The following is a 16,459-nucleotide window of genomic DNA, read 5'->3' as shown; positions in this document are numbered from 1 at the left end:
TGCGGCCGATGGGCCCCCGGGCATGGGCCACTGGTCCCTGGCCGGGTACCCGGGCGGGTATATTTCCGCTTCCCGGTCAGGCGCCGGGAGCGAGCGTGCCCAGACCCGTCAGGGCGCCGACCGGGTCGGCGTCGGGGGTGCCGCGGGGCCACCAGTCGTCGGCGCCCGGCTCGGACTCGTAGGCGTACCACAGGCCCTCGCGGCCCAGCCGGAGCTGGACGTGGCCGCGGGGGTGGGTGAGGCGGTTGCGCCAGGGGCGGAAGGCGGGCAGGTCGGCGGCGAGCAGCAGCGGGCGGGCGCGGTCGAACCGCCCGGCCGGTGGGTCCCAGGGTTCTTCGAGGGCGGCGAGTCCCTCGGGCCCGCCCTGCCGCCAGGCGGCGACGGCGCGCGCCAGTTCGGCGGGGGTACGGCCGGACGCGGCGGCCAGCGAGGAGTACAGGGCGCGGGTGGTGGCGGTGAGCCCGGCGCCGGGGCGGGCCGCGGCGAGCCGTACCGCGTCCTGCCACAGCGTCAGTTCCGCCACCGGGTCCCTGCCGGTGACCAGCAGGGCGTGGGCGCGGGCGGCGGCGTCGGTGGCCAGCTGGTCCAGCGCGAACGGGTCGGGGCCGCCGGGTGCCGCCGGGTAGACCGGGGGCTGCTCGGGGTGCGGGGGTCCGGGCAGCGGGGCGGGCGGGGGCGGGGGTTGGCGGGGGGTCAGGGCGTCGGTGGCGCGGACGCCGGGCAGCGGTTCGGGTTCGCGCTCCTGGGCGGCCCGGGCCGCGCGGGCGGCGTTGCGGCGGGACAGCGCGTCCAGCACCTCGCGCTCGCCGCGGCCACGCAGCAGGAGCAGGACGAAGGGGTCGGCGTCGAGCAGGCGGGCGGTCTGGTAGCAGAGGGCGGCGGCGTGCTTGCAGGGGTGGCCGCTGTCGGGGCAGTTGCACCGGGGGTCCAGGTCGCCGGGACCGGGCAGCAGCGGGACGTCGCCCTCCGCGAGGGCCTGCGGCATCTCCTTGTCCAGCAGTGCGGCGATGTGCCCCGGCCGTTCGGCGGCGGCGTCCAGGAAGCGGTCCCACTCCGCGTCGCCGAGGGTGCGCAGCCGCACCTGCACGCGGTACGGGCGCGGACGGCTGCCGCGCACGTACGCCAGCACCAGGCCCGGCGTGACCGTGATGGCGTCCACCCGCCCGCCCTGGGCGTAACCCCGGCCGCGCGCCAGCCGCATGGCGTCCAGCGCGCCCTCCTCCAGCGCGGTCACCCAGGCGTGCCCCCACCAGGTCTCGGCGAGGGGCGCGTCGTCCGAGGCGCGGGAGGGCAGCGGGGGGAACGCCGGGAAGGTACGGCGGAGTTCGCCGTCGCGGTGGGGGGCGGCCATGGAGCGGGGGGTGGTGGGTGAGGGCGGGGGTGGTGCGGGGGTGTCCTCGGCGGGTGGGGTGATCGGCGCCGGGCGACGAGCCGCCGTCGTGCCGGGTGTGGGTGCGGCGTCTTTCGCCTTCCCCGCGTCGGCGTGCTCCCGGCGGGCGGCGCGCAGGGCTTCGCGGGCGGCGTCGCCGGGGCGGGGGGATGGGGCGGACGGGGTCGGCTTGCGGGCCGGTGCCGGGGCGGGAGCGGGGGCGGGAGCGGGGGCGGCAGGCTCGGGCGTGGGCGTGGGGTGCTCGCCGGGGTGGGCAGCTCCGTCTCCGGCCGTCGCCTTCGCCGGGCCCTGGTGCGCCGCCCACCGCAGCGCCGCACGGGCCGCGTCCCCCGGACGGGGCTCACCGCTCACAGCGGGCCGGGCCGCCGCACGGGCCACCGGAGCCTCCTGGTCGCCGACCGCACCCGGCGCCGCTGACTCGCCGGACGCCGCGCGAGCCGCCCGCAGCGCACGACGGGCCACATCGGCGGGCCGCTCCCCGGACACCCCCCGCGCCTCTACCTCAGCGGGCCGCTCCCCCGACACCCCCGGCGCCTCCACCTCAGCCAGCCGCTCCCCCGACACCCCCAGCGCCCCCTCCTCAGCCAGCCGCTCCCCCGGCACCCCCGGCGTCTGCTCCCCGCTCATGACGCCCTCCGCAAGGACACCAGGTCCGACAGCTCGCGGTCGGTCAGTTCCGTCAGGGCCGCCTCGCCGGAGCCGAGGATCGCGTCGGCGAGGGCGCGCTTGGCCTGGAGCATCTCGGCGATGCGGTCCTCGACGGTGCCCTCGGTGATGAGCCGGTGGACCTGGACGGGCTGGGTCTGGCCGATGCGGTAGGCGCGGTCGGTGGCCTGCTCCTCCACGGCCGGGTTCCACCAGCGGTCAACGTGGATGACATGGCCCGCGCGGGTGAGGTTGAGGCCGGTGCCCGCGGCCTTGAGGGAGAGCACGAGGACCGGCGTCTCGCCGCTCTGGAAGCGGTCCACCATGCGCTCCCGCTCGGGCACCGGGGTGCCGCCGTGCAGCAGGTCCACCGGGACGGCGCGGGCGCCGAGGTGGGCGGTGATCAGGCGGGCCATGCCGACGTACTGGGTGAAGACGATCGCCGAGCCGTCCTCGGCGAGGAGGGTGTCGAGGAGTTCGTCGAGCAGGGCGAGCTTCCCGGAGCGGGCGGCGAGGCCGTCGCCGGTGCCGGGCGGGTGGTCCTCCCTGAGGTAGAGCGCCGGGTGGTCGCAGATCTGCTTGAGCGAGGTGAGCAGCTTCAGGACGAGGCCGCGGCGGGCCATGCCGTCGCTGGTCTCGATGGCGAGCAGCGACTCGCGCACCACGGCCTCGTACAACGCGGCCTGTTCGCGGGTGAGCGGCACCGGGTGGTCGGTCTCGGTCTTCGGCGGCAGCTCGGGGACGATGCCGGGGTCGGACTTCCTGCGGCGCAGCAGGAAGGGCCGGACCAGCCGGGCGAGCCGGGTCACCGCCTCCTCGTCCTCGCCGGTCTCGACCGCGCGGGCGTGCCGGGCGCGGAAGGACTTCAGCGGGCCGAGGAGTCCGGGGGTCGTCCAGTCCAGCAGGGCCCACAGCTCGGAGAGGTTGTTCTCCACGGGGGTGCCGGTCAGGGCGACGCGGGCGGGGGTGGGGACGGTGCGCAGCGCCTTCGCGGTCGCGGAGTAGGGGTTCTTGACGTGCTGGGCCTCGTCGGCGACGACCATGCCCCAGGGCTGTTCGGCCAGGGCGGGGGCGGCCGAGCGCATGGTGCCGTAGGTGGTGAGGACGAAGCCGCCGGGCAGGTCGTCCAGGGTGCGGTCGGGGCCGTGGTACCGGCGGACGGGGACGCCGGGCGCGAACCGGGTGATCTCCCGCTGCCAGTTGCCGAGCAGGGAGGCGGGGCAGACCACGAGGGTGGGTTCGGTGCGGGCGCGTTTGAGGTGCAGGGCGATGACGGTGACGGTCTTGCCGAGGCCCATGTCGTCGGCGAGGCAGCCGCCGAGGCCGAGGGAGGTCATCAGGTCGAGCCAGGCCAGTCCGCGCAGCTGGTAGTCGCGGAGGGTGGCGTGCAGCCCGGCGGGCGGCTCGGCGGGCCGCACGCCCGCGGTGAGCCGGTCGCGCAGGGCGGCCAGCGCGCCGGTCGGGACCGCCTCGACTGTCTCGCCGTCGACCTCGGCGGTGCCGGTGAGGGCGACGGACAGCGCGTCGACCGGGTCGAGCAGGCCCAGTTCGCGTTTGCGGGCCTTGCGGACCAGGGCCGGGTCGACCAGCACCCACTGGTCGCGCAGCCGGACGACCGGGCGGTGGGCCTCGGCCAGGGTGTCCATCTCGGCCTCGCTGAGCTGCTCCCCGCCGAGCGCGAGCTGCCAGCGGAACTGGAGCAGGTCCTCACTCTCGAAGAAGCCGGTGCCGTCGGTCGCCGTGCCCGGCGCGGGCCGCACCACGGCGGCGGCGGTGAGGTCCTGCGCCAGGTCGCGGGGCCAGTGCACGGCGACCCCGGCCGCCGCGAGCCGGGTGGCGGCGACGCCCAGCAGGTCGCTCAGCTCCTCCTCGGAGAGCGCCAGCACGTCCGGGACGTCCTGCTCGGCGAGCCGGTCCAGCGGCGGCCAGACACGCGCCGCGCGCCGTACCGCGAGGGCGGCGTCCACGCGCGCGCGTGGCCCGAAGACGGCGTCCGCCTCCCCCGCCCACAGGGCGCTGGCGTCGGCGACGAGGGTGGGGTCGGCGAGGCTGTGCACCTGCACGACGGCCGCGCCCGCCCGCCGCGCACCGCCACCGCCGTCGTCGTTGACGGTGTCGAACAGGTCGTGCGCCGACAGGTCGAGGCGCAGGGAGATCCGCACGCCCGCGTCCATCCCGGCGGCGACCTCGGCGGCCCACGCGTGGGCGTCGGGCAACCGCTGCGGCCGGGTGTCGGCGAAGGGCCTGCCGCAGGCGTGCGGCGCGGCGGGGGTGCGCGGGAGGGTGTCCGCGACGGCGTCGAGGAAGGACCGCAGCAGCGCCTCCGGCTCCGGCAGCCGCAACGGTCCGGGGCCGGGCAGCGGGACGGCGTGGCCCTCGGGCGGCAGGGCGGCGGCGATGGCACGCAGATGCGCGATGTCGTCGGGGTCGAGGGGGCCCGCCCGCCAGGCGTCGTAGCCGGAGGGACTGAGGCCGGGCAGCAGACGGCCGCGGGCGGTGAGCCGCAGCGCGTGCAGGGCGGCGGCGCCCCAGCAGGCGGTGGCCGGGTGGGCGGCCGGGTCGTGCCGGGCGCGCACGAGCAGCGGGAGCGCGGCGCCGACCGGCAGCTCCAGCGCGGGGGTCCGCCTGCGGCGCGCTCCGGCACCGTGACGTCGTACGACCGTCAGTTCGGTGGTGGCGCCGGGGAGGGGGGCGGTGCCGTCCGGGTCCCAGAAGGCGAGGCGGGAGTGGCGGGGCAGGGGGGCGGGGAGGAAGACGGCCGCGAGGCGGGTGGCGACAGCGGACGGGTCAGCCGTCCGGTCCGTCAGTGCCGTGTCGCCCATACGTCCTGTCACCTCCCGCCCGTCGTGTCGGATCAGTCGTCTCCGACTCTACGGGCGGGGTCTGACAATCGGCCCCGGGGCGCCGGTCAGGGCACCGTGCGCGAGACGACGTACACCATCGGGTAGCGGGAGTTCTGGGTGTTCACGACCACGTCCTGGGACGGTGTGGGGTTCTTCTCCTTGTTGGACAGGCCCCAGTAGCCGCCGAGCCGGGCGCCCGGGCCGGAGAACTTCCAGCCGACGATGTTCCGGTCGCGGTCGCTGATGGTGATGTCGTTCTTCTTCAGGTCGTCCCGGCTGACGCCGATGTCCCGCAGGAACACGTCCAGACCGTCGTGCGTGGTCTGGAACTGGACGTAGAGACGGCTGGTCCGCCAGTTGTTCGTCTCGTAGTACGCGACCTGGTTCGACGGGTGCGGGATCGGGATGTCGTAGACGCGCCGCTGCACCTTCGCGGGCCAGTCGTGGGTGAGTCCGCGCGCGGAGTACTTCTGTTCCTTGGTCCTGCCGCTGTTCCGGCTCTGCTCGGCGGAGATCACCAGGTAGCCGGCGGGTACGCCGATCAGCAGCACGATGGTGATCAGGGTGAGCACCCGGCGGCGGACCACCCGGCGCCGCTCCTGGGGCGACCGCGGCGGCCCCTCCGGGTCCACGGCGGCCTGCTGGGGCAGTGAGGCGGTCACAGCGACTCCCGCATTCCCCGGGCCTGGGCGGCGAACCGCTCGTAGCGCTCGTACCGCTCCACCCGGCGCCGTTTGGCGCGCCGGAAGCGGCGGGCGACCAGCCGGGCCAGGTCGGCGGCGCCGACCATCCCGGCCTCGGGGCCGAGCTGGGCGCGGACGATCCGGGCCTCGGGGCGGTAGCCGCGGCCGGTGAGGTGCCGCTTGAACGCGTCCCGCGCGGGACCGATCAGCAGGTCGTCGGCCGCGCTGACGCCGCCGCCGATCACGAAGCAGGACGGGTCGAGGGCGGCGGCGAGGTTGGCGATGCCGACGCCGAGCCACTGCCCGATGTCCTGGAGCAGTTCGATGCACATGGCGTCGCCGTCCCGGGCCAGCTCCGTGATCACGGGGCCGGTGATGTCGGCGACGTTGCCCTTGACGTGCTCGATGATGCCGTAGGCCACCGGCGAGTCGGCGGCGGCCAGCTCGCGGGCCTCGCGGACGAGCGCGTTGCCGGAGCTGTACTGCTCCCAGCAGCCGCGGTTGCCGCACGGGCAGCGGTGGCCGCCGGGGACGACCTGCATATGGCCGAACTCCCCCGCGACGCCGTACTTGCCGCGCTTGACCTGGCCGTCCTCCAGGATCGCGCCGCCGATGCCGGTGCCGAGGGTGATCATGACGAGGTGGTCCTCGTCACGTCCGGCGCCGAACCGCCACTCCGCCCAGGCCGCCGTGTTGGCGTCGTTGTCGACCAGCACGGGCACGGCGAGGCGCCCGGCGATGCGGTCGCGCAGCGGCTCGTTGCGCCAGGACAGGTGGGGCGCGAACAGCACGCGGTTGCGGTCTGCGTCGATCCAGCCGGCGGCGCCGATACCGACGGCGTGCACGTCGTGCCGGTCGGAGAGGTCGAGGACCAGCTCGACGATGGTGTCCTCGACGACCTTCGGGCTCTTGGACTTGTCCGGCGTCTCGGTGCGGAGCTTCTCCAGGATGTTGCCGTCGGCGTCGACGACGCCCGCCATCACCTTGGTGCCGCCGATGTCGATGCCGACCGTGGGCACCCGGGGCGCGGTCAGGTGGGAGCGGCGCTCCCGGGTGCCGATGGTGCGCAGCGCCGGGGCTCTGCGGGAGCCGATGGGGGCGGTGAAGGTGCCGTAGGTGCTCATCGTCGCCGATTGTGCCTCACGGGGGTGCGGGGTGCCGAACAGGTGGGTCGTCGTGCGTTGCCGGGGCGGGCGCGTCGTGGTTTCCCGCGCCCGCGCGGCGGAGCCGCCGATCGGCACCGCCCCGCGCTCCCGGGGCGTGTTGCGGGAGTCCCGCCTGCCGCCCGACGCCTGGCGTGCCCTAACCGCGCTGTAGTTCATGGCGCAGATCGTCCAGATCCGTTCCGCCTGCCATCTGGGTCGTCAGGTCGTCCAGGGTGATCTCGTCCCGCCCGTACGTGCCCACCATCGTGCCGCGTCTCAGCAGGACGAAGCGGTCGCCGACCAGGTAGGCGTGGTGGGGGTTGTGGGTGATCAGGACGACGCCCAGGCCCTGGTCGCGGGCCGCGGCCACGTACTTCAGGACCACGCCGGACTGCTTGACGCCGAGGGCCGCCGTGGGCTCGTCCAGGACGAGGACCTTCGCGCCGAAGTGCACCGCGCGCGCGATGGCCACGCACTGGCGCTCGCCGCCGGAGAGGGTGCCGATGGGCTGGTCGACGTCGCGCAGGTCGATGCCCATGCGCAGGAGTTCGGCGTGGGTGGTGCGGCGCATCTGGTCGACGTCCATGCGCCGGAAGGGGCCGACGCCCTTGCGGGGTTCGGAGCCGAGGAAGAAGTTGCGCCAGACCGGCATGAGGGGGACGACGGCGAGGTCCTGGTAGACGGTGGCGATACCGCGGTCCAGGGCCTCGCGCGGGGAGGTCAGGCGGGTCTCCTCGCCGTCGACGGCGAGGGTGCCGCCGTCGTGCTCGTGCAGCCCGGCGATGATCTTGATCAGGGTCGACTTGCCCGCGCCGTTGTCGCCGAGGACGCAGGTGATCCGCCCGGCGTCGACCTCCAGGGAGACGCCCTCCAGGGCGCGGACGTTGCCGTAGTGCTTGCTGACGTCGGTCAGCCTCACGAGCGTCACTTGGTGGCCTCCGCGCGCTTGCGGACCCAGGCGTTGAGCAGGGTCGCGAGGAGCAGCATCGCTCCGAGGAAGAACTTGAACCAGTCGGGGTTCCACTCGGCGTAGACGATGCCCTTGCTGGTCATACCGAAGAGCAGGGCGCCGACGGCCGAGCCGACGGCGCTGCCGTAGCCGCCGGTGATCAGGCAGCCGCCGATGACGGCGGCGATGATGTAGATCAGTTCGTTGCCGACGCCCTCGCCGGACTGGACGACGTCGTACGAGAAGAGCAGGTGCTGGCCGGAGACCCAGGCGCCGAAGGCGACGCCCATGTAGAGGCTGGTCTTGGTCCTGGCGACGGGGACGCCGACCGCGCGGGCGGCGTCCTCGTTGCCGCCGACGGCGAAGATCCAGTTGCCCGCGCGGGTGCGCAGCAGGATCCAGGAGGCGAGGGCGACCAGGCCGAGCCACCACAGGATGGTGACCTTGAAGTCGACGCCGCCGACGGTCAGCGTGGAGGCGAAGACGTCCCTCGCGGCGGGGAAGCCCTCCATGTCGGCGATGGACTTGGTGGAGACGGTGTCGTCGATCAGCTTGGTGAAGCCGAGGTTCATGCCGGTCAGCATCAGGAAGGTGCCGAGCGTGATGATGAAGCTGGGCAGGTTGGTGCGGGTGAGTACGAAGCCGTTGAAGGCGCCGAGGGCCAGGGTGGTGAGGAGGGACACCCCGACGCCGACCCAGACGTTCGCGGTCATCTGGTAGCTGAACATCGACGAGACCAGCGCGGAGGACGTCACGAGGACGCCCGCCGACAGGTCGAACTCGCCGCCGATCATCAGCAGCGCGACCGGGACGGCCATGATGCCGATGGTCGAGGAGGCGTACAGGACGGTGCTGAGGCTGGTGGCGCGCAGGAAGCTGTCGGCGGCGACGGCGAAGAAGACGAAGACGGCGAGCGCGCCGACGACCGAGCCGAGTTCGGGACGGCCGAGGAGGGCGCGGAGTCGGGGCTTCGGGCGGAACGTTTCTGCAACGGCGCTCATCGGGTGCCCCGCTTGGTGTACTCCTCCAGCGCGGCGGCCTGCTCCCTGGTGACGATCTGCGGGCCGGTGAGGACCGGCTGGCCGCCGCCGAGGGCGTCGGCGTTGTAGCGGTACAGCCACAGCAGGTCGACCGCCTCGTAGCCCTGGAGGTACGGCTGCTGGTCGACGGCGAAGCCGAGGGTGCCGTCCTTCAGACCGGCGGCGACCTTGGCGTTCAGGTCGAAGGTGTCGATCTCGGCGTCGCTGCCCGCGCCCTGCCGGGCCTTGACGGCGGTGTCGGCGTACGGGGCGCCCAGCGTGACGACGGCGTCGACGGACGGGTCCGCCTGGAGCTTGGCCTCGATGGCGGACTGCACGTCCGGCATGTTGGTGCCGTTGACGTGCAGGCGCCGCACGGTGCCGTCGAAGGTCTCCCCGACGCCGTCGCAGCGCTGCTCGTGGCCGACGTTGCCCTGCTCGTGCAGGACGCACAGCGCCTTCTTCTTCCCCCGCGCGTTCAGCTCCTCGCCGACGGCCCGCCCGGCGATGGTCTCGTCCTGGCCGATGTGAGTGAGCGCGCCGAACTCCCTGGACTGGGCGGAGCCGGAGTTCACCGTGATCACGGGGATGCCCGCCCGCACCGCGCGGGCGACGGCCGCCCTCATCGCGTCCGGCTTGGCGAGGGTGACGATGATGCCGTCCACCTTCTTGTCCACGGCGGCGTCCACCAGCTGCGCCTGCTGCTGGGCCTCGTCGTCGTGGGAGTACAGGAAGTTGATGTTGTCCTTGGCGGCGGCCTCCTTGGCGCCGCTCTGGACGATGTCCCAGAAGGTGTCGCCGTCCCCCGAGTGGGTGATCATCGCGAAGGTCCAGCGCGGGGTGCTCACCGTGGCCCCGCCCCTGGCCGCGGCGGCCTCGCGGGCGTCCTCGGCGCGCTTGCCGCCGGTGCTGCTGCACGCGGCGAGGGACGCGCACAGCGCCCCCGCCACCGCGATGCCTGTCCAGGTCCGAAAACGTGCCACGAGGCCGTGCCCTTCTTGCCGTGTTCTGTCGTGCGTGGGGGCCGGTGTTCCCACCAGCCCCAAACGCCCCAGTATCGAACACAGGGGTGGGGGCCACGGCGTCCGGGGACGGTGACGCCGCTCACTTGTCCGGACAATACGACGAGAGGAACGAGGGAAAGGGGGCCTACGGCCGTACGAGGAGCTGGAACTCGAAGGAGTAGCGGGCCGGACGGTAGGTGTGGGTGCCGTACTCGACCGCGCGGCCGGTGTCGTCGAAGGTGGTGCGCCGCATGGTGAGCAGCGGGGCGCCCTCGGGTTCGGTGAGCCGCTCGGCCTCGGCGGCGGTGGCGGCGCGGGCGCCGATGGACTGGCGGGCGCTGTGCAGGGTGATCCCGGCGGACCGCATCAGCCGGTACAGGCCGGTGGCCTCCAGCTGCGCGGTGTCCAGGTCGAGCAGCCCGGGGGGCAGGAAGTTGCACAGGTACGCCATCGGTTCGCCGTGCGCCAGCCGGAGCCGCTCGACGCGGTGGACGTCGCCGCCCTCGGGGACGCCGAGCGCGGCGGCCACCTCGGCGGAGGCGGCGACCACGGTGTTGACCAGCACCTGCGTCGCCGGGCGCTGGCCGGCCGCCTCCAGGTCGTCGTAGAGACTGCTCAGCTCCAGCGGGCGCTTGACCTGGCTGTGCACGACCTGGGTGCCGACGCCGCGGCGGCGCACCAGCAGGCCCTTGTCGACCAGGGACTGGATGGCCTGGCGGACCGTGGGCCGGGACAGCCCGAGCCGGGCGGCCAGCTCGATCTCGTTGCCGAGCAGGCTGCCGGGGGTGAGCGTGCCGTGTTCGATCGCGGCCTCCAGCTGCTGCGACAGCTGGAAGTACAGCGGGACCGGTGAGCTGCGGTCCACGCTGAGGGCGAGCGACACGGTCGGGTCCACTTCTGGTTTCGGCACGGCCTGAGCGTAGCTCCGTGAGCTGTTGACGGGAAGTTGTGTAGTCCGATTGTCCGGACATACACATTGACAGGGCGGTGGCTGGCACCCCACCGTGATTCCATGCGCATCGGGGTCATCGGCACGGGCCGCATCGGCACGTTGCACGCCAGGACGCTCAGCGGGCACCGGGACGTGGGATCGCTGATCCTCACGGACGCCGACCCCGTCCGGGCCCAGGAACTGGCGAACCGGATCGGGGAGACGGCGGCGCCGGGCGTCGACGAGATCTTCAAGTGGGGCGTGGACGCGGTGGTGATCACCACGGCGACCTCCGCGCACGCGGAGCTGATCGGGCGGGCGGCGCGCTCCGGGCTGCCGGTGTTCTGCGAGAAGCCCATCGCCCTCGACCTGCCCGGCACGCTGCACGCCATCGCTGAGGTGGAGACGGCGGGCACCATCCTCCAGATGGGCTTCCAGCGCCGCTTCGACGCGGGGTACGCGGGCGCGCGGGAGGCGGTGCGCGCCGGGCGGCTCGGACGGCTGCACACCATCCGGGCGATCACCTCCGACCCGGAGCCGCCCCCGGCCGCGTACCTGTCGCAGTCCGGGGGGCTGTTCCGGGACACGCTGATCCATGACTTCGACGTGCTGCGCTGGGTGACCGGGCGCGACGTGGTCGACGTGTACGCCGCCGGGTCCGACGCCGGTCCCGCGGTGTTCCGGGAGGCCGGGGACGTCGACACCGCCGCCGCGCTGCTCGTCATGGAGGGCGGCACCCTGGCGACGGCCACCGCGACCCGGCTGAACGGCGCGGGCTACGACGTGCGCATGGAACTCGCCGGGGAGCGGGACCAGATCGTCGTCGGCCTGGACGACCGTACGCCGATCGCCTCCACCGAGCCGACCGGGCCGCCCGCGGCGTCCAAGCCGTGGACCGGGTTCCTGGAGCGCTTCGGACCGGCCTACGAGGCCGAACTGCACGCCTTCGTCGAGGTGGTCCGGGGCGAGCGCGCCAACCCCTGCGACGGGCGCGAGGCGTTGCAGGCGCTGCGGATCGCCGAGGCGTGCGACCTGTCCCGCCGGGAGCACCGGTCGGTACGGCTGTCGGAGATCCCGGGGCGGATCGAGCCGGTGATGGGGTGAGCGGCGGGGTCCTGGGGCCTGTCTGACGGTTCCCGTCGTCGCCCGGAGGGCGGCACTGCGGCGTCATGGAGGTCCCCCTGCCTGAACGGAGCCGAGACCTTGGGGGACCGTGCTCTGGGGGTCCCCCGGCCGCAGACTGCGGAAGGGCGGGCCCTGACCCGCGTACCGGATGTGCGCGGGTCAGGGCCCGGTACGGCGGGAGCGCGTGCACGGCGTCGCGGAGCAGGCGGTGATCGTCAGACAGGCCCTAACGGGTCTGCTCGTCGTCCGGTTGCTCCAGGAGGCCCGCGTCGTGGGCGAGGAGGGCGATCTGGACCCGGTTGCCGAGGTCGAGCTTGGCGAGGACGCGGGAGACGTGGGTCTTGACGGTGGCGACGCTCATGTAGAGGGCCGAGGCGATCTCGGCGTTGGCGAGGCCCCGGCCGACCGCCACGGTGACCTCGCGCTCCCGGTCGTTGAGGGCGGCGAGGCGCGCGCGTGCGCGGGAGCGGCGGGTGTCGGTGGTGGTTCCTGCCGCGTGGGCCATCAACTGGCGGGTGACCGTGGGCGACAGCACCGGGTCACCGGCCGCGACCCGGCGCACCGCGTCGAGGATCTCGGCGGGCGCGGTGTCCTTGAGGACGAACCCGGCGGCGCCCGCGCGCAGGGCCCGCAGCACCTGTTCGTCGGCGTGGAAGGTGGTGAGGACCACGACCTGCGGGGCGTCCGCGCGGGCGCGCAGCCGTTCGGTGGCGGTGAGACCGTCCACGACGGGCATCCGGAGGTCCATCAGCACCACGTCGGGCCGGGTGCGGGCGGCCACCGCCTCGGCCTGCGCGCCGTCGGCCGCCTCGCCGACGACCTCGATGTCGTCGGCTCCGCCCAGCATGAGGGAGAGCCCGGCCCGCACCAGCGGGTCGTCGTCGACGAGCAGCAGCCTGATCGCAGTAGCAGTCATGGGGTTACGAAACCACGCCCGGCCGTCCCGCCACGCGCGCGTACCGCCCGGCCCGGGCCCCGGCCCGGTCATCCCCAGGGCAGCCACGCCCGCACCGCGAAGCCGCCGTCCGGTTCCGGTCCGTGCTCCAGCCGTCCCCCGGCCAGCGTGGCCCGCTCGGTCAGCCCGATGAGCCCCTGCCCCGAGCCGGGCACGGACGGCACGTCGCCCTCGGGGGCCGGGTTGCGCACGCCGACGGTGATCCCGTCGCCCTGGGCGCCGCGGACGGAGACGGTGACCTCGGTGCCGGGGGCGTGCTTGCGGGCGTTGGTCAGGGCCTCCTGCGCGATCCGGTAGGCGGTGCGGCCGACGGAGGCGGGCACGCCGCCGGGGTCGGTGACCCGGTTGTCGAGGGTGGCCTTCATCCCGGCCGCGCGGGACTCGGCGACCAGCGTCTCCAGTCCCACGAGGGTCGGCTGCGGACGGCCCGCGTCCTCGGGCTCCGCGGCGCGCAGTACGCCGATGATCGCCCGTAGGTCCTGGAGGGCCTCGTGCGCGCTCTCCCGGATGACCCCGGCGGCCCGCCCGACCTCCTCGCGGGGCGCGTCCGGCCGGAACTCCAGGGCGCCCGCGTGCACGCTGAGCAGCGTCAGCCGGTGGGCGAGGACGTCGTGCATCTCCCGGGCGATGGCCTCCCGGGCCAGCCGCTGCGCCTGCTCCGCCCGCAACCGTGCCTCGGTCTCGGCCCGCCGGGCCTGGTCGCGCAGACTCAGCATGAGCTGCCGCTGGGACCGGACGAACATGCCCCAGCCACCGGCCGTGGCGAGCAGCAGCACGGTGAGCACGACGGCCGTCGTATACGTCATCGTCGGGTCCGGGCGCAGCCAGTAGAGCACCGGCGTCATGGCGAGGTTGGCGCCGCCGGTCCAGGCCAGGTACCGGAAGGGCCGGTGCACGGCGACGGTGAACAGGACGACGAGGCTCGCCCCGCCGGAGGTGACGGAGACGGGCGCGAGGACGGTCAGCGCCACGGCCAGCCCGACGGGCCACCGGCGCCGCAGCCAGACGGCGGCGCAGGCGAGGGCGCCCAGCACCTGGTCGAGCGCGGCGAGGGCCGCCGGGGTGGTGGGGTCGTCCCCGACCACGTCGGCGCTGGTGATGCCGATGACGACGGCCACGAGGAAGCAGGAGAAGTCGACGACCCAGTCACGCGCGGTGCGCCGGGGCCGCCGCCCGTCCCGTCCGCCGTCCGTGCCGGGGTCGAGCTGGTGCACGAGGGCGGACGGGAACAGCCAGCGGCGTCCCGCGAAGTCCGGAACCGAGGACGGGGCCCCCGCCGGTGTCGTCGCCGGCGCGGATGCCGGTGGCCGTGTCGTGCCGTTGTCGCTCACGGTCGACGAATGTACGCGGCGCGGGGCCGGGCGGGCGCTCCGCGCGGGTGGCCGTCGACCAAAGTCGGCACATCGTCGACTTTGGTCGACGGTGTCTGGCCCCGCGGCCGACGCGGGTACGGGCCTCGCGTGGCGAGGCTGTTCGCCATGAGGCAGTTGCTTGAGCTACTCGGATTCCTCGCCCTGGTGCAGGGGGTGCTTGGCCTGGTGCACGAGTTCACCGGCTGGGAGGCGGGGTTCGTCCAGCGGATCGGGGCCTTCGACGGCTACGAGCTCTTCGTCAGCGTCGCCCTCCTGGTACTGGCGGGCGCCCTGTTCGCCGCCGCGGAGAGCCTGCGCGGGCCCTGAGGTCCCGGGTGCCCGCCGGGGTCGGCGCCCTCGGCGGCACCGGCTGCCCCGGAGGCCGCCTCGCGTGCCGCACAGCCGGTCGGCGAGCTGCGAGTTCCGTGTCCGTTCGCCGCCAGCATTCCGGGGCGGCCGTCGCTGCAATGGGGGCATGACTTCTCAGACACCTCATACGACATCTCAGGCACCGCTCACCGGGCAGCGGATACTCGTCACCGGCGGCAGCCGGGGCATCGGCGCGGCGACGGCCGTACGGCTGGCGCGGGAGGGCGCGGACGTGGCCGTCACCTACGTGCGCGGCAAGGAGGCCGCCGAGGACGTCGTACGGACGGTGGAGGCGCTCGGGCGGCGGGCGGTGGCGCTGCGGGCGGACTCCGCGGACCCGGTCGAGGCGGCGGACGCGGTGGCGTGGGCCGCCGAGGCGCTCGGCGGGCTCGACGTACTGGTGAACAACGTGGGCGTGGGGGTGCTCGGGCCGCTGTCCGAGCTGTCCCTCGCCGACGTGGACCAGGTCCTCGCGGTGAACGTGCGGGGCGTCTTCCTGGCCTCGCAGGCCGCCGCCGCGCGGATGGCGGACGGCGGCCGGATCATCACCGTCGGCTCCTGTATGACGCAGCGGGTACCCGGGCCCGGCGGCACCCTGTACGCCATGAGCAAGTCGGCCCTGACCGGGCTGACGCGGGCGCTGGCCCGGGAACTCGGCCCGCGCGGGATCACCGCGAACATCGTCCACCCGGGGCCCGTCGACACCGACATGAACCCGGCCGACGGGCCGTACGCCGCCGGTCAGGCGGCGCTGACCGCGCTCGGCCGGTTCGGCACCGCCGACGAGATCGCGGCGACGGTCGCCCATCTGGCCGGTGCCACGTATGTCACCGGCGCCGAGTTCTCGGTGGACGGGGGCCACGCGGCCTGACGTCCCGGAGGGCGCGGGGTCAGCCGCCCAGCTCCTGGTGACGGGCGGTCAGCCGCCGTGTCCCGTCGTCCGTCAGGGTGCCGAAGAGGCGCAGGCGGGAGATCCCGCCGTCCGGGAAGATGTCCACGCGCGCGTGGGTGCCGGTGACGGGGTCCGGCAGGACGAAGCGGTGGTTGGTGTCGGGCTGGAGGCGGGTGCGGGGCAGCGCCTCCCGCCAGGCGCCGCCCTCGCCGCCGCCGACGTTCTCGCCGCCGCCGACGTTCTCGCCGTCCCGCAGGGAGACCGACGCCCAGCCCGCGCTGTTGCCCTTGAGGTACGCGGTGTCGATCTCGACGGCGCGGACCTCGGCGCGGGCGACGAGCCGGTAGCGGATCCAGTCGTGGCCCTGGTCGCGGCGGCGCCGGGTCTCCCAGCCGTCGTCCATCTTGCGGGACCGGCCCGGCTGGATGGTGTGCGTGGCGGGCGAGTAGAACAGGTCGGAGGCGTCCTCGACCCGGCCGCCGTTCTCCAGGGCGACGACGTCGAAGGTGCCGAGGGCCGCCAGCCAGGCCGGGTCGGGGACCACCTCGCCGTACACGCGCAACCGGGCGATGCCGCCGTCGGGGTGCTGCCTGACGCGCAGGTGGGTGAAGCGCTGTTCCAGCGACACGGCGAACCCGTTGGCGGCGTGGCCGCCGACCGGGGTGCGCGGGACGAGGGTCGTCCACCGCACGCCGTCGCCGAGCAGCTCCTCCGGCGCGGCGGCGCCCGGCGCGGCGGTGGCCTCGACGGACACCGCCTGCGGGTAGTTGCCGCGGAAGTGGGCGGTGTCGACGACGACGCCGCGGACCACGCCGGGCGCGCCGAGCCGGACGAGGGCCCAGTCGTGGTCGTCGGCGGCGGGCCAGGGGTGGGCGGCGGAGACGCCGCGGCGGCGCCGGGTCTCCCAGCCGTCCATGACCTTGCCCTTGTGCCCGAAGTGCTCCGGGTCGAACCCGGCCCGCTCGGGCACCAGCAGGTTCTCCCGCTGGGCGAAGAACTCGTCGTTGGCGGCGATGACACCGGCGCCGAGCCGCCGGTCGGCGAGGTTGGCGTACCGGGCGAAGGGGAAGTCGGCGGCGCGGTAGTCCGCGTACGGGTCGCCGCCCGCGTAGGGGTGCGCGTCGCCGGTGAAGCGGGGTATCGCCGTCACGGTGATC

14 protein-coding genes are annotated in these 16,459 nt (G+C 74.5%); 3 read left to right on the top strand and 11 right to left on the bottom strand.

Annotated elements, in window-relative coordinates; all coding sequences use genetic code 11:
- Positions 1-76: 76 nt before the first annotated feature.
- The 8 genes from ABZ659_RS30760 to ABZ659_RS30725 all read right to left on the bottom strand — a co-directional run bounded on the left by ABZ659_RS30760 (position 77) and on the right by ABZ659_RS30725 (position 10,561).
- On the bottom strand, positions 77-2,017 hold the full coding sequence (locus tag ABZ659_RS30760; RefSeq protein ID WP_360226391.1) for an SWIM zinc finger family protein: 1,941 nt from the start codon (positions 2,015-2,017) through the stop codon (positions 77-79).
- Positions 2,014-4,857 (bottom strand): DEAD/DEAH box helicase, encoded by a 2,844-nt coding sequence (locus ABZ659_RS30755; protein WP_360226388.1) that lies wholly within the window; start codon positions 4,855-4,857, stop codon positions 2,014-2,016. Before ABZ659_RS30755 ends, ABZ659_RS30760 begins: the two co-directional genes overlap by 4 nt.
- Positions 4,858-4,943: 86 nt before the next feature.
- Complete coding sequence (locus ABZ659_RS30750; RefSeq protein WP_360226385.1) at positions 4,944-5,540, bottom strand: sugar kinase; 597 nt, start codon at positions 5,538-5,540, stop codon at positions 4,944-4,946.
- Positions 5,537-6,685, bottom strand: a complete 1,149-nt coding sequence (locus ABZ659_RS30745) for an ROK family glucokinase (protein WP_360226448.1) — start codon at positions 6,683-6,685, stop codon at positions 5,537-5,539. Before ABZ659_RS30745 ends, ABZ659_RS30750 begins: the two co-directional genes overlap by 4 nt.
- Positions 6,686-6,863: 178 nt before the next feature.
- The gene (locus tag ABZ659_RS30740; protein WP_360226382.1) at positions 6,864-7,634 is read right to left on the bottom strand and encodes an ATP-binding cassette domain-containing protein; all 771 of its coding nucleotides are present in this window, start codon (positions 7,632-7,634) and stop codon (positions 6,864-6,866) included.
- Positions 7,631-8,656 (bottom strand): ABC transporter permease, encoded by a 1,026-nt coding sequence (locus ABZ659_RS30735; protein WP_360226379.1) that lies wholly within the window; start codon positions 8,654-8,656, stop codon positions 7,631-7,633. Before ABZ659_RS30735 ends, ABZ659_RS30740 begins: the two co-directional genes overlap by 4 nt.
- The gene (locus ABZ659_RS30730; protein ID WP_360226376.1) at positions 8,653-9,657 is read right to left on the bottom strand and encodes a sugar ABC transporter substrate-binding protein; all 1,005 of its coding nucleotides are present in this window, start codon (positions 9,655-9,657) and stop codon (positions 8,653-8,655) included. Before ABZ659_RS30730 ends, ABZ659_RS30735 begins: the two co-directional genes overlap by 4 nt.
- 166 nt (positions 9,658-9,823) lie before the next feature.
- A complete protein-coding gene (locus ABZ659_RS30725) occupies positions 9,824-10,561 on the bottom strand; it encodes a GntR family transcriptional regulator (protein ID WP_360226445.1) in 738 nt (245 codons plus the stop codon).
- A 129-nt stretch (positions 10,562-10,690) separates the two neighbouring features.
- On the opposite strand from ABZ659_RS30725, the gene ABZ659_RS30720 reads away from it, so the two are divergent.
- Positions 10,691-11,713, top strand: a complete 1,023-nt coding sequence (locus ABZ659_RS30720) for a Gfo/Idh/MocA family oxidoreductase (RefSeq protein WP_360226373.1) — start codon at positions 10,691-10,693, stop codon at positions 11,711-11,713.
- A gap of 247 nt (positions 11,714-11,960) precedes the next feature.
- Here the strand turns inward: ABZ659_RS30720 and ABZ659_RS30715 are convergent, their stop codons facing one another.
- Together ABZ659_RS30715 and ABZ659_RS30710 are read right to left on the bottom strand one after the other, a co-directional pair.
- Positions 11,961-12,650 (bottom strand): response regulator transcription factor, encoded by a 690-nt coding sequence (locus tag ABZ659_RS30715; RefSeq protein WP_360226371.1) that lies wholly within the window; start codon positions 12,648-12,650, stop codon positions 11,961-11,963.
- A 68-nt stretch (positions 12,651-12,718) separates the two neighbouring features.
- Positions 12,719-13,921, bottom strand: a complete 1,203-nt coding sequence (locus ABZ659_RS30710) for a histidine kinase (RefSeq protein WP_360226442.1) — start codon at positions 13,919-13,921, stop codon at positions 12,719-12,721.
- A gap of 246 nt (positions 13,922-14,167) precedes the next feature.
- On the opposite strand from ABZ659_RS30710, the gene ABZ659_RS30705 reads away from it, so the two are divergent.
- Together ABZ659_RS30705 and ABZ659_RS30700 are read left to right on the top strand one after the other, a co-directional pair.
- Positions 14,168-14,368, top strand: a complete 201-nt coding sequence (locus ABZ659_RS30705) for a hypothetical protein (protein ID WP_360226368.1) — start codon at positions 14,168-14,170, stop codon at positions 14,366-14,368.
- A 148-nt stretch (positions 14,369-14,516) separates the two neighbouring features.
- Positions 14,517-15,281 (top strand): SDR family oxidoreductase, encoded by a 765-nt coding sequence (locus ABZ659_RS30700; RefSeq protein ID WP_360226365.1) that lies wholly within the window; start codon positions 14,517-14,519, stop codon positions 15,279-15,281.
- A 19-nt stretch (positions 15,282-15,300) separates the two neighbouring features.
- Here ABZ659_RS30700 and alc read toward each other — a convergent pair whose 3' ends face one another.
- Positions 15,301-16,452: an allantoicase gene (alc, locus tag ABZ659_RS30695; RefSeq protein WP_360226362.1), complete on the bottom strand. Its 1,152-nt coding sequence runs from the start codon at positions 16,450-16,452 to the stop codon at positions 15,301-15,303.
- Positions 16,453-16,459: the final 7 nt, after the last annotated feature.

This window comes from Streptomyces sp. NPDC006997, assembly GCF_040635175.1.
Classification (GTDB): Bacteria; Actinomycetota; Actinomycetes; order Streptomycetales; family Streptomycetaceae; genus Streptomyces.
The sequence above is the reverse complement of the archived record's forward strand: the minus strand, read 5'-3'. Positions and strand labels throughout refer to the sequence as shown.